Origin of the sequence: Paenibacillus xanthanilyticus (assembly GCF_042682185.1) — a bacterium.
Classification (GTDB): domain Bacteria; phylum Bacillota; class Bacilli; order Paenibacillales; family Paenibacillaceae; genus Paenibacillus_Z; species Paenibacillus_Z xanthanilyticus.
The window spans coordinates 3,405,800-3,418,963 of record NZ_JBHUHA010000001.1 but is presented as its reverse complement, the minus strand read 5'-3'; the positions used below and the strand labels follow the sequence as shown (position 1 = coordinate 3,418,963).

At 59.5% G+C, this 13,164-nt stretch carries 6 protein-coding genes; all 6 read left to right on the top strand.

Annotated elements, in window-relative coordinates; translation table 11 throughout:
* Positions 1-408: 408 nt before the first annotated feature.
* The 6 genes from ACFSKT_RS14710 to ACFSKT_RS14685 are packed head-to-tail and all read left to right on the top strand — an operon-like array spanning position 409 to position 13,116.
* Positions 409-1,305, top strand: coding sequence for an ABC transporter permease (locus ACFSKT_RS14710; protein WP_377721987.1), 897 nt, complete (start codon positions 409-411; stop codon positions 1,303-1,305).
* The gene (locus tag ACFSKT_RS14705; protein WP_377721734.1) at positions 1,299-2,156 is read left to right on the top strand and encodes a carbohydrate ABC transporter permease; all 858 of its coding nucleotides are present in this window, start codon (positions 1,299-1,301) and stop codon (positions 2,154-2,156) included. Before ACFSKT_RS14710 ends, ACFSKT_RS14705 begins: the two co-directional genes overlap by 7 nt.
* Positions 2,157-2,214: 58 nt before the next feature.
* The gene (locus ACFSKT_RS14700) at positions 2,215-3,849 is read left to right on the top strand and encodes an extracellular solute-binding protein (RefSeq protein ID WP_377721733.1); all 1,635 of its coding nucleotides are present in this window, start codon (positions 2,215-2,217) and stop codon (positions 3,847-3,849) included.
* 33 nt (positions 3,850-3,882) lie between these two features.
* Entirely contained in the window at positions 3,883-5,565 is a 1,683-nt protein-coding gene (locus tag ACFSKT_RS14695; protein ID WP_377721732.1) for a hypothetical protein, read from the top strand.
* Positions 5,566-5,574: 9 nt separating this feature from the next.
* Positions 5,575-6,615, top strand: a complete 1,041-nt coding sequence (locus ACFSKT_RS14690; RefSeq protein WP_377721731.1) for a glycoside hydrolase family 88/105 protein — start codon at positions 5,575-5,577, stop codon at positions 6,613-6,615.
* Positions 6,616-6,639: 24 nt separating this feature from the next.
* Complete coding sequence (locus tag ACFSKT_RS14685; RefSeq protein ID WP_377721730.1) at positions 6,640-13,116, top strand: beta-galactosidase; 6,477 nt, start codon at positions 6,640-6,642, stop codon at positions 13,114-13,116.
* The last annotated feature ends 48 nt before the right edge of the window (positions 13,117-13,164 follow it).

Below are 13,164 nucleotides of genomic sequence, written 5' to 3'. Positions count from 1 at the left end.
CGGACAGACGCGGCGCGGGTGCCGTCCAAGCCTGAATGGGGCGAGGATGGCATCTTTTTTTGCGTTTTAGGGGCCAAACGCCCGGAAAAACAAAAAAGGAAAGCGCATTCATCATAAAAGGTAACGCTTACATAAAAGGCGATACGCGATTCGGTAAAAAAACGCAAGCGGGCAGAAAGCGGCAGAAAGGGCGGAAACGAAATGGTGCAATGGGCACCAAAAAGTGTAACTTGTTGGGCGTGCCCCGCCTTCGCTATGGTAATGGTGCAGCCGGAACAACCCAAGCAACGCGGCCGGCCCGAATCCGCATACGCGAAGACAAGGAGGGAATTTCGCTTGAACAAATCCATCGCCCAATCCGCCCGAACACCACACGCCTCAGCTAAGGCGGCCCGAAAGCGCGGACGGATGAAGGCATTCGTACGCGATCGTTATTTGTACCTCATGCTGCTGCCGGCTATCGGCTTTTACGTCACGATGAAGTACTTCCCCTTATACGGAGAGATCATCGCCTTCAAGGATTTCCAGATTATGAAGGGAATTTGGGATAGCCCATGGGTGGGCTTCAAGCATTTCCGCCTTCTCTTTACGAGCGACGATTTCTATCTCATCTTGCGCAATACGCTGCTGCTCAACCTATACAGTCTGGTTTTCGCTTTCCCGGCTCCGATCGTGTTGGCGCTTCTTATTAACGAAGTCAAGTCGAGCTGGTTTAAGAAGACGGTGCAGAATCTGCTCTATTTGCCTCATTTCATCTCCTGGGTCGTGCTCGGCGGCATCGTCATCGCGATCTTATCGCCAAGCACGGGCGTGATCAACTTCCTGCTTGAACGCTTGTTCGGCATCGAACCGATCTATTTCATGGCCGATCCCAAGTGGTGGCCGGTCATGTTTACGCTGTCGGGCATTTGGCAGAGCGCAGGATGGGGCACGATTTTGTACTTGGCCGCAATGGCCGGCATCGACCCGCAGCTCTATGAGGCGGCGAAGATCGACGGCGCCAGCAAGCTTCGCCGGATTTGGCACGTGACGCTTCCCGGCATCCGGAGCACGATCGCCATTTTGCTCATTTTGCGGATCGGTCAAATGATGGATGTCGGCTTTGAGCATATTTATAACTTGCAGAACAATGCCGTACTCGGCGTGTCGGACGTCATCAGCACGTACGTGTACCGGATCGGCCTGCAGAGCGCGCAGTACAGCTATACGACGGCGCTCGGTTTGTTCCAAGGGGTAGTCGGCCTGATCCTGGTATTGATCGTCAACCGCGTCATTAAGGCGATGGGGGAGAAGGGGCTATGGTAATTCGTTTCGGACGTTTAATGCTGTATTTGTTCCTGGCGCTTTGCGCCTTCACGACGCTCTTTCCGTTCCTGAACGTGCTTGCCTCCTCGCTGAGCAGCAGCCGCGCGATTCTCTCCGGCGAGGTCACGATCTTCCCGGTCGATTTCAACTGGGACGCTTACGCGAATTTGCTGCAGGACGGCCAGCTGCTCAAGGCCATGAAAAATACAGTCATCATCACCGTGATCGGCGTCGTCCTGCAGATGACGGCTACGACGTTGGCAGCTTACCCGCTCTCGAAGCGGCGGCTGCAAGGCAGGGGCATCATGCTCGGTCTAATTTTGTTCACGATGTTGTTCGGCGGAGGACTCATTCCTTTGTTCCTGGTGTTGAAAACGCTTCACGTGCTGGATACGTATTGGGCGATTTGGCTGCCTGGCTTGATTAGCACCTACAATTTATTCGTCATCAAAACGTTTTTCGAGGATTTGCCGGTCGAGCTGGAAGAATCGGCTTCCATGGACGGCGCCAGCGATCTGACGATTCTTCTGCGGATCGTGCTGCCGGTGTCCAAGGCGATCATCGCCGCGCTGTCGCTGTTTTACGCGGTCGGCTTGTGGAATACGTATTCGGCGGCGTTGTTCTTCCTTACGAGCTCCGACAAAATGCCGCTTGTCATCAAGCTGTACCAAATGATTCAATCGCCTGCCGAGTCGCTGCTGGTGGTCGATAGCTCCGATACCGGCGTCATTCAGCCGGAGGCGCTGAAGGCGGCGGCGATCATGATCGCAACGGTCCCGATTTTATGCGTCTATCCCTTCGTGCAGCGGCATTTCATAAAAGGCATGCTAATCGGTTCAGTCAAAGGCTGACGGATATCGTTAGGCGTATCGCCTATTGATATAGAGTTCATCTCGGAGGAGGAAGGTCATGGAAAAAAAGAGAGGCATGGGGAAAGTCGTTCGGGTATGGTCGGTCGTGCTGTGTACGCTGCTCGCGGTAACCGCCTGCAGCGGCAACGGAGGCAACAACGAACCGAAGCCGAGCGATCCGGGGAAGAACGCGGCGGTCGGCAACGGGCAGAACGGCAAGCCGCAGGAAGGCGGGAACAAGCCGCAGAACGAAGGCGCTCCGCTCAAAATTAGCGCGTCCATCTACGACCGCGGCAAAGTCGCCGCCGAGGAGGGCAGCTACGAGGACAATCGCTGGACCAAATGGATGGATGAACAGTCCGGCGTGGACGTCGAGTGGGTGCCAATCACCCGCAATCAGGAGGCCGACAAATTCAACGTGCTCGTCGCCTCCGGCCAAGCGCCCGATCTGATCACCTCGTACGACCGCAACTTGCTCGCCCGGTTCGTCGATCAAGGCGCCGTGCAGCCGATCGACGAGTATTTGAACCAGTACAGCACGGTGTACAAAAAGTACTTGGAAGAGCATCCGGAGCTGAAGCCGTACGTGACGTTCAATGGCAAGATCTACGCGGTCGCCAGCCTTCGCAACACACGGGCGCTCACGACGGTCTGGGTCCGTCAGGATTGGCTCGACAAGCTGCAGTTGAAGGTGCCGACGACGATTGAAGAGCTTGTCGACGTCGCCCGGGCGTTCCGCGACAAGGACCCGGACGGCAACGGCCAGAAAGACACGGTCCCGATCGCGGGTTCGCTCGCCTACACGCCGATCATCGAGGATCTCTTCTTCGCCCGGGGATGGGATTGGTTCATGGAGGACGGCAAGCTGGTGTACGGCAACCTGTTGGACCGCTACAAGGATGTGCTCGCGTTCCAGAAGCAAGTGTATGACGAAGGGCTCGTCGACAAGGAGTACTTAACCGACAAGAACTTTGCCCGCCAGCAGCAGCTGTGGGTCACGGGCAAAGCGGGCATCTATTTCGAATACGTCACGATGGCGTCCTTCCCGGACTTCAAGAAGAACAACCCGAACGCCAAAGTCGTGCCGATTCCGCCGGTGGCCACGAAATACGGTACGAACGGTTACCAGGAGGAAGTGCCGAACTACCTGCTGACCGTCTTCAACAAAAACATGAAAAGCCCGGAAGCCGCGTTCAAATTCCTCGACTGGATGCTGGCGGACGGTTGGGACGACATCACGAGCGGCCAGGAAGGCGTCCACTACCAGAAGGTGAACGGCATTCCGGTCGTCTCGGATACCGACAAGTTCAACAAGGAAGTGGCCTACGCCTCCGAATACCGGCTGCTCCACCAAGATAAGCTGACGGCGGAATCGATTGCCGCGGCCGCCGGCGAAGATCCGATCGCCAAGGAATACGCCCAAATCAAAGGGGACGCGTTGAAGGTGGCGGAAGGTACGAAGTACCGCAAAGACTTGCCGTACCGTCCGGATTTCAAAGAGCTGATCGACATGGAAGCGCAGTTCATGAAGAAGCGCGACGAGATTATCGCCACGGTCGTCATCGGCGGGGCGAAGCATACGCCGGAGTGGGGAGCGGCGGAGCTGCTCAAGGAGTGGAACCGTCTCGGCGGCGAGGAAGTGAACAAGAAGGCGATGGAATGGTACGAGAAGAATAAAGCGAATTTCGAATAGGCGTCAACCAAACCAAGGGAGGATTGAAACTTCATGAAGAATACCGATCCGGCCATCAAGGCCCTGGAAGAAGAATGGGCGCGCCTGAGCACGATCCGCTATGCCGATGCGGAGAGCTATTGGTTCGGAAGTTTCAATCCCGCCGTCTCCTTCGATATCGCGAACTTCCTGCATGTCTCGGTTCCGCTGTACATCCATCCGCATTCCGGCCTGCACCGGAATGCGGAGCTGCTCGAACGCATTCAGGAGCAGATCGCTTACCTGCTTCGGCTGCAGCAGCCGAGCGGCTGCATCTCCTTGATTAACTGCAACATCGATTCTCCGCCGGATACGGCGTTCGCGGTCCATTCCGCCGCGCTCTGTTACCAGGCGGCCGCGAATGCCTCATTCCCGGAGCTGGGGAGCGTCGTCCAAGGCTTGCGGCAGTTTTTGCAGGGAGCGCTGCCTTGCCTGCTGACCGGCGGCATCCATACGCCTAACCACCGGTGGGTCATTTGCGGAGCGCTCGCGCTGTTGTACGAAATTTTCGGCGACGAGGCGCTCAAGAAACGGGCGTTCAAGTATTTCAGCGAAGGCTTCGACATGAACGAGTCCGGCGAGTGGACCGAACGCAGCAACGCTATTTATAACCCGATCTGCGATCTGTTCCTCTACCATGCGGGGAGGGTGTTCCATTATGAAGACGCGTTCGAGCCCATCCGGCAGAATCTGGGCATGATGCGCTACATGCTGCATCCGGACGGTGCCGTCGTAACGGAATATTCGAGCCGGCAGGATCGCGGCGAGATCCTGATGCTGAACGAGGATTACTATATCGTGTGCACGTTAATGGCGCGCAAGGACGGGGATTCCCAGTTCGCCGCGCTGGCCGGGCTGGCGAAGGACAGCATCGACGGAACCGGCAAATCCGTGTTATACGCGCTCGTGTTCCCCGATGGGATGGAGGGCGAGACGATCGCGGGCGAGCTGCCGGAGCGGTATACCGTTATGTTGAACGAAGGGGCGCGTGCGCGCGTATCGGGCGTCATCCCCCATGTGCGCCATGCGCCGCATTCGGGGGCGCCGATCGTGCGTCATCGCGACGGCAAATTAAGCCTCACCCTCATGACCGGGCAGGAGAACTTCTTATACCTGCAGTATGGCCGCGCCCGTATCGTCGGGGTGAAGCTGTCGCTTGGCTGGTTCGGTATTGCCGGGGTGCCATTCTCCGATCTTAGGCGAATCGCCGAATCGCGGTATGAGCTCAGTCTATATCTTGAAGGCGCTTACAGGGGGCCGCTCGACGGGCGGCTCGCCGCCCCGGCGGGCGGGGTATTCGCCGATATGCCCAACGAACAGCGCGAGAAGACTCACGTGACCGCGCTGCCCGTCGTGGTCGGCGTCGAATGGTCGGGCCAAGAGGTGCATGTGGACGTGCGCGTCGACGCGGTGCCCCATCTGTTCGCGCAGCTGATTTTTGCCTGCGACCGGCAGGCGGAGGTCGCGGGAGATATGGTTGCCGTCGCGCCGAACGCGCAACTTTTTAAAGGAGGTGTTGCCCGCCTGCGGCAAGGCAGGGATATCGTGGAGATCACGCCGGGAGCTGGTGAGCACGATTTTATTACGCTGCGCAACGATCATCTGCCAGCCGATGCGCAGCATGTCATCAGCAATTTCGTGACCCCGCTGAACCGCCGGATTACGATTCGTTGCACGGAACAGACGACCAAGGAGTGAGTAGGGTAGATGAGCGCGAAGACGAGAGAATTGCTGCGCCGGGTGGCGGCGCATACGATGAACGCAGATGAGACCGCTCTGGAGCAAGGCTGGGCGACGAGCCAGTTTCACACTTGGCAATGGGGGCAGGGCGTTGCGCTGTACGGTCTGGTCCAGTCATACGAGACGTTGAAGGACGATGCCATTCTCGATTTTATCGGGCAATGGATCGACGGGCACTTGGAGCGGGGCGGCATTGGGAAAAGCATCAACACGACCGCGCCCCTGCTAGCCGCCGTCAAGCTGTGGGAGCTGACGGGAGACGCCCGCTACGCCGAGGTCTGCGACGCGTTCGCCGACTGGTGCCTGGCGGAAGCGCCGCGCGCGGACGAAGGCGCTTTCGAGCACTCGTGCACGGAGAACGTGTACCCGCAGGAGATTTGGGCCGACACGCTGTTCATGGGCGGCATCTTTCTCGCGCAATGGGGCACGCTGCGCAAGCGCCCTGCCTACGTGAAGGAAGCCGCGCGGCAGTTCGTGCTTCACTACCGTTATCTTGCCGATCCGGAGACCGGGCTCATCCACCATGGCTATTACGGCAAGGAGCGCGCGCGCAAAGGCGCGCTGTGGGGACGAGGCAACGGATGGTTCGCGGCTGCATCGGCCGACGTGCTCCCGCTGCTTGCGGGGCTGAACGCCCATGAGATCGTCAAACGTAACTACATCGCTCATCTGGAAGGTGTCAAACGTACGCAGCACGAATCGGGCGCGTGGCATACGGTCATGGACGACTCGAGCACGTATTTGGAGACGTCGTGCACGGCGGCTTTCGCTTTCGCGCTCAACCGCGGCGTGCATCGCGGCTGGCTCGAAGCCGGCGACCGGGCTCTCGCCTCGCGGGCAATCGCACGGCTGGCGGCCTGCGTCGATGAGCGCGGGCAGGTGCTGGGCGGTTCGGGCGGCACGTGCGTCATGGCGCAAGGCGAGGATTATAATGCGATTCCGCTCAGCTTTTCTTATTTTACCCAAGGACTTGCCATGATGGCATTTTGCAGCGAATGCGAATTCTAGCCAACATAACAAGGAGGAATCTTTATGCGCGGACCGATCAGACGGACATCGATTCTATTCCTGTCACTGTTGCTGTTGTCACTATCTTTCGGTTTTATGGGCGTGCCCCCTGCACAAGCGGAAGAGACCGACTCGGGTTATTTGCCCGACTGGAGTTTCTATGCGAGCGGGGCCCCCCAAACGGTATACTCGCTTGATACGGCGACTGTCCATGACGGCGCCGGCTCGCTCAAGCTGACAAGCGCTTCGAGCAGGGCGCCGAACGTCTATCTGACCGGCTTCCAGACGGTCGCCGTCAAGCCGGCTACCTCGTATACGGTCAGCGCTTGGGTGAAAGGCAGCAATGTGGCATCCGGCATGTGGTTCGGAGGCGGAGCGGGCTGGGGCGTCCGTCAGGCGCTGCCGAGCGGGACGTTCGACTGGCAGCTGCTCGAGAAGACGTTCACGACCGGCGCCGAGGAGACGTCCTTCACGTTCCGGTTCCTGATCGAGAATACGGCGGAAGCGGTCTGGCTGGATACGTTGAGCCTGAAGGAGACGGGAACGGGGACGAATCTGCTCAAGAACGCCGGATTCGACGCGCGAGCAGGCCTCTCGCTGTTGGATGGCTTCGAGTCGCTCGCGGCCTGGAGCGGCACAGTCGGGCCGGCAGGCGCCGTAACGGCCGTTTCATCGCCAGAGCACACGGAGGGACAGTCCTCCGCGCAGGTGAAGTATCAGAAGGCCCCGGACCGCGGGGACTGGCTCAGCTACAAGCGGTCGATCGATCCGCCGGCGAACATGAGCGCGGCGACCGCCTTGCTGTTGGACGTCTATCCGCTGTCGCAAACCGCCTCCGTGCGGGAGCCGCTCGGTCTCAAGCTGATCGCGCAAGGCAGCACCGTGGTCGATCAACGGCTGAACCGGCTGATTGCGGGCCAATGGAACACGATCCGGGTCAATCTCCCGGCTTCGGCGCCGCGTGACCAAGTCATTCAGGCGAGCCTGAACGTCAACGCGGGCTCCGCCGAGATGGAAGGCCGGACGCAGGTGGAATACCGGTTCGATAATTTGCGCATTGTCACGCCTGTTAACGACCAACAGGTCAACACGGTCGAGCCGGTCACGGCAAGTCCGGCCCCGGGCACGATTCCGCCGAATACGTCGATCACGCTCGCCACGGGAACGACGGACGCCGAGATCGTCTACACGATGGACGGCAGCGACCCGAATCAGTCGGGATCAGCCGCCGTTTACGGGGGACCGCTCTCGATGCTGAGCTCGTCGACGCTCAAGGCTTTCGCCCGCAAGACCGGCTGGCAGTCGAGCGTGGTATCCGAATTCGCCTACGTGGTCGAAGACGACGGTCCCGGAGAGGGCGAGACGATTCTGGATTGGGCCTCGTTCAAGGACTCGCTTGGCGCTCGCAAGGAAATTCCGCTGATCAAAGCCGATGGCATCGTCATCGATGGCCTTCTGGACGAATGGGGACCATACACGAGTATGTCGCTTCCCTCCAACGATGAGCAGGTTGTTCTCTCCGGCTGGGAGGGGGCATCGGATTTGTCCGCGAACGTGCATGTGGCGTACGACGAGAACTATTTCTACTGGGCGGCGAAAGTAACCGATAACGTCCATTTCCCGGTGAAGGACAGTATCATGTGGCGCGGCGACAGCGTGCAGCTGGCTTTCGGGCTGAACGACGTCTACGGACCGGACTACGGCTTCAATTTCATGGACGGCGCGACGCAAATCTGGAGCTGGAATCCCGGCGATGCGGAGTACGGCAAGGATCATATCGATTTTAAAGCCAGTACGACGCCGGAAGGCGACACGGTGTACGAGGTTCGCATGCCGTGGGAGACGATTTACTCGGTAGCGCCGACGACGAATGATATCCCGTTCTCCATTTTGATTAACGATAACGACGGCAGCGCAAGGCGCGGCTGGATCGAATGGACGCCGGGCATCGGCAAAGCCAAGGATCCGACGCAGTTCGGGATTCTTGAAAAGGTCGGCGAGCTGGATGACTGGAACTTCTGGCTGGAGTCTGCGAAAGGCGCTCAAGTCGACGAGTCTGTCGAATATGCGATCTATATTCCGAATTACAGCGACGACCCGGTCGTCTTGAATTTAACGTCGGCGAAGCTCGGCCTGCAGGATACGTTGACGATTCCGCCCCATTCCGTCATGGAGAAGAAGGGGACGATGTCGTTCGGCGAGGCGGGCGTGCAGACGGCGGATTTCAAATTGCAGGACGCAAGCGGCAAGATCAAAGAAAGAAACGTGAGCGTCAACGTATATTTGGGTCCAACGGAGACATTGGCGCAGTACGACGCGCTGCAAGCGCGCATGCCGGCCTTGGAGAGCCTGCTCGCGCAAGTGAAGGCGCAGGGAATTTCGACGGATTACGAACAGATCAACGTGACGATTCTGAAGGATTTTCTCGTCTACGGCCGAGGCGACGTGGAGAATGGGCGCTTGAGCCGGGCCGGATATGTCATCCGAACATTGGAAGCGCTTTATCAAGAAGCGGAATCGAACTTGCAAGCGTATTTGGCCGGGGAACGCCAGGCATTCGCCGCGCCGAGGTATACGACGGGCAAGCCGACCATCGACGGCACCTCTTTCATTGCGGATACGAAAGTACGAAATACCGGAGCAGAAGAAACAAGACCGGTGTTCTTTAACGGCTACGGCCATTTTGTGCAGGTGCGCAAAGATATCGCCAAGTTTCAAGACCTGGGCACGAATATCATTCAGATCGAAATCGGACCGCGCAACGTCATTCTCTCCAAAGACAACTACTTGAACCAGTACCGCATTAACAAGTCCGGGGGCGTTAACGCCGAAGCCGCGCTGGACGATTCCACCACCCACACGGGCCCCTATTCGCTCAAAATTACGAATGCCTCGCCGCGTGCGGCGAACACCTTCCTGAATCTATGGCAAACGGTGCCGGTCAAACCGAATACGACCTATACGGTCAAAGCCTGGGCGAAAGGGTCGAACGCCAAGGACGTCTGGTTCCCGGGCGGCGCGGGCTGGAAGCTTCGGGTCAAGTTCCCGAACGGCACGTACGATTGGCAGGAAGTCAGCGGCGAATATACGACGGGACCGACCGAGACGTCTTTCCAATTCATGATTCTGTCGGAGAACGCGGGGACGATCTGGATCGACGACCTGTCGATGAAGGAGCAGGGCAGCGATACGAACCTGCTGGCGAACCCGGGCTTCGACGATCGCGGGCTCGACGTGCCAGGCCAGGATTATCTTGTCTCCCCGGCCCAGCTTAACAGCGATATTAAAGCCGTGCTGGAGAATGCGGCCGCGAATGACATTTCCGTCAACCTTCTCGTTTCGCCGCATTACTTCCCCGATTGGGCGATCAAGAAGTGGCCGGACCTGCAGTACGGCAATAATGGATTCATCCAGTACAACATTAACCATCCGATGGCGCGCGCCATGATGCGGGATTACTTGCGGCTCGTCGCCAACGAACTGAAAGATTACCCTGCGCTTCATAGCATCACGATATCGAACGAACCGGTCTTCCAGACGAACCAAGGCACGACATTCCTGGGTGACTGGCACCAATACCTGCAGGAGCAGTACGGCGATATCGCGTCGCTGAACGCCGTATATGGCACCGATCATCAATCGTTCACGGACGTGACGATGCCTTTCGGCCTGGAGCCGACGGTTCGCGGCTACGACTGGGTGCGTTTCAACCAGAAGGTGTTCACGGAGTGGCATCAGTTCCTGGCCGATACGATCCACGAGGTGGCCCCGGACATTCCGGTTCATGCGAAAGTCATGGCGGAGATGCGCGCGAGTCTCTCCCGCGGCATCGACGCGGAAGCGCTCTCGGAGATGAGCCAAGTGAACGGCAACGATAACTGGAACTACCTGGGCGAAGGCGCGGGCGGCTTCCGCGACGAGCTGAGCTACTACGATTTGCAGCAATCGTTCAAGGAGGCGCCGGTGTTCAACTCCGAGCATCATGTGATCGCCGACGGCGACAGCCGGTATGTCGCCAAGCAGGCGGACCATGTGCGTTCGGTCCTGTGGCAGGGGGCCATCCACGGCAAGAGCGCGTCGACGATCTGGATTTGGGAGCGGACGTACCAGGAGACGAACTCCGCGGAGGGCAGCATCCTTCACCGTCCGGACGCGGTGGCCGCGGTCGGCAAGACGAACTTGGACCTGAATCGTCTGGCCAAGGAGGTAACGACGCTGCAGAAACAACAGGCGCGCGTCGCCTTGCTCTATTCGGAGCCGTCGTTGGTCTACTCGGAAATGTATGAGAACGTCTTGCTTAAGGGGTATGAAGCGCTCAGCGCGACGGGGATGAAGGTCGGATTCGTGTCGGAGAAACAGGCTGCGGCCGGCAAACTGTCCGATTACGAGCTGCTGATCGTACCGGAAGCGACGCACGTCGCGCCGGCGACCTTGACGGCGATCAAGCAATTCGCCGACGAGGACGGAAGCGTCGTCATCCTCGGATCGGAATCGCTGCGGTTCGATGAACGGCTCCAGCCGTTGTCCGAGACTGAACGCGGCGCGATCTTCGGTCAAGCGACGGTCATACCGTCGACCGACGTGACGGCGATGCAGCTTCGCGATGAGCTCTACCCATTGCTGCGCGGGCAAGAACTCATCGAAGCGACGCTGGTCGACGCGGAGAGCGGCGAACCGGTGGAGAGCGTGGAATGGAGAAGCGCGAACGGCCATGGCGGCAGGCTGCTGAACGTCGTCAACTATGGCAATTTGCCGAAGACGGTGCGCATCGAGCTCGAGGATGGCGTCACACTGGGCGCCGTCGATTTGATCACGGGCGAACAGTTCGCCGCCGACGCCGTCGAACTGAAGCCGCTTACGCCTTACTTGTTCCGGCTCCAAGCGGGGCCGCCGATTCAGCTCGAGATTGAAGGCGTCGTCGAGGGTGGCGACTATACCGATACGGTAACGCCGCTGCTGCGCACGAATCCCGAAGACGGGCTGCAGAATGTGGAGCTGCTGCTGGACGGGGAGGCATTCCTGTCAGGGACGCCGATAACCGCCAAAGGGAAGCATACGCTGGAAGCGCGTGCCGTGGACAGCAAGGGCAAAAACGTTAAGAAATCGGTATCGTTCACGATCTATCACAGCACGAACATCTCGGTCGTGGCCGGGGAAGGCGAATATAGCGACACCGTCCCGCTTGCGCTGGAGGCGAGAACCGCGGAAGGAACGCCGGCAGCCGGCAGGACGGTCAAAATGAGCGTGAACGGCGGGGCGGATATCATGGCCACGACGGGCGAGGATGGTAAGGCGGTCGTCCCTTACAAGGTCGAGGTGGATATCGGGGAGACCGCCGAGCAGCAGGAATACGTCGTCGCGGCGCGTATGGATCAGGATGCCGCGACGTTCTACCGCGGAGGCGAAGCGTCGGCCAACTTGGTGATTAAACGCGAGAAGGCGCAGCTTCGTTACACGGGTGAGCTTGTCGCCGCGCAGGGAGAGAAAGTCACGCTCGCTGCCGTGGTTACGGATGAGCAGGATGATTCGCCGGGATCGACGGAGGGGATACCCGTCAAGTTTACGGTCGGCGAGCTGCGCGGGGACGGTACGATCGTCCCGGTACAGCTTCCCGAGACGGAGACGGTCTACCGCACGAGCGCCGGCGGCGAGGCCTCCGTCGAGGTGAGTCTGCCCGTCGGCGTGTATGAAGTGAAGGCAGACATCGGCGCCAACGGCCGATTCAGCGGTTCGGGAACGACGGCGATCGTGGGCGTTCGCGGTTCGGACCAGGTGAACGTGGCTGCGGGGGGATTCTTCGATACGCCGTCCGCAGCGAACGACGCGGAGGCTAAAGGCGTGAACCGTAAGACGTATTTAAAAGTTACGGTCATCTCCGCAGGCGGTAAGATTACAGGCGAAGTCAAGCTGAAAGAAACGCCGAACGGGGCGGATCTCCAAGGAACGAACGTGGAGTGGGCGATCCGCAAAGGCGACGAGGTGTTCGTCAAGGCGCGCGTCGTCGACCCGGCCGTTACCGACTATGTCATGCTATTCGTCGCCAAGCTGCGTGCGGGCAAGGCGGAAACGCCAGTCGCGCCGCTGCCGATTTCGCCATCTCCGCAGACGCAGGAAGCGGGAGCTGTCGATGATCTTGCCCGGAGCGGCATTCCGGTAGGGCGCTCCGGCGTCTCCTCCATCGAAGCCGGCGAGGTGTCCTCGCCGGAGGAAGAATCGCCGCCGGCCACGACGGAGCCATCGGACGGAGAGGAGGAGCAGGGCACGACGGAGCCGTCGGACGGAGCAGAGCCGCCAGTCACGCCGCCAGCCGGCGAGGAGGATTCGTCAGGCGGACAGAAGCCGCCGGCTGCGCCAGAAACGCCGGAGGCGCCTGACGCGCAAGCGGGCGGGCTGCGCAATCCGCTGGTGACGGTGCTCGTCTGGAAGGCGGACGGCGGGCCGAGCGATATGTTTATTCGATACGTTTCGTTGCCGTTCACCGGAGCCATCGTCATGAAATAAATCGGGTCAGGCAGACACCGTGGCGCAAGCCGCGGTTGTCTGCCGATT

What these genes read in the sequence shown, in the direction of transcription:
- ACFSKT_RS14710 (WP_377721987.1), top strand. Translation starts at nt 409, where the DNA reads ATGAAGGCATTCGTACGCGATCGTTATTTGTACCTCATGCTGCTGCCG.
- ACFSKT_RS14705 (WP_377721734.1), top strand. Translation starts at nt 1,299, where the DNA reads ATGGTAATTCGTTTCGGACGTTTAATGCTGTATTTGTTCCTGGCGCTT.
- ACFSKT_RS14700 (WP_377721733.1), top strand. Translation starts at nt 2,215, where the DNA reads ATGGAAAAAAAGAGAGGCATGGGGAAAGTCGTTCGGGTATGGTCGGTC.
- ACFSKT_RS14695 (WP_377721732.1), top strand. Translation starts at nt 3,883, where the DNA reads ATGAAGAATACCGATCCGGCCATCAAGGCCCTGGAAGAAGAATGGGCG.
- ACFSKT_RS14690 (WP_377721731.1), top strand. Translation starts at nt 5,575, where the DNA reads ATGAGCGCGAAGACGAGAGAATTGCTGCGCCGGGTGGCGGCGCATACG.
- ACFSKT_RS14685 (WP_377721730.1), top strand. Translation starts at nt 6,640, where the DNA reads ATGCGCGGACCGATCAGACGGACATCGATTCTATTCCTGTCACTGTTG.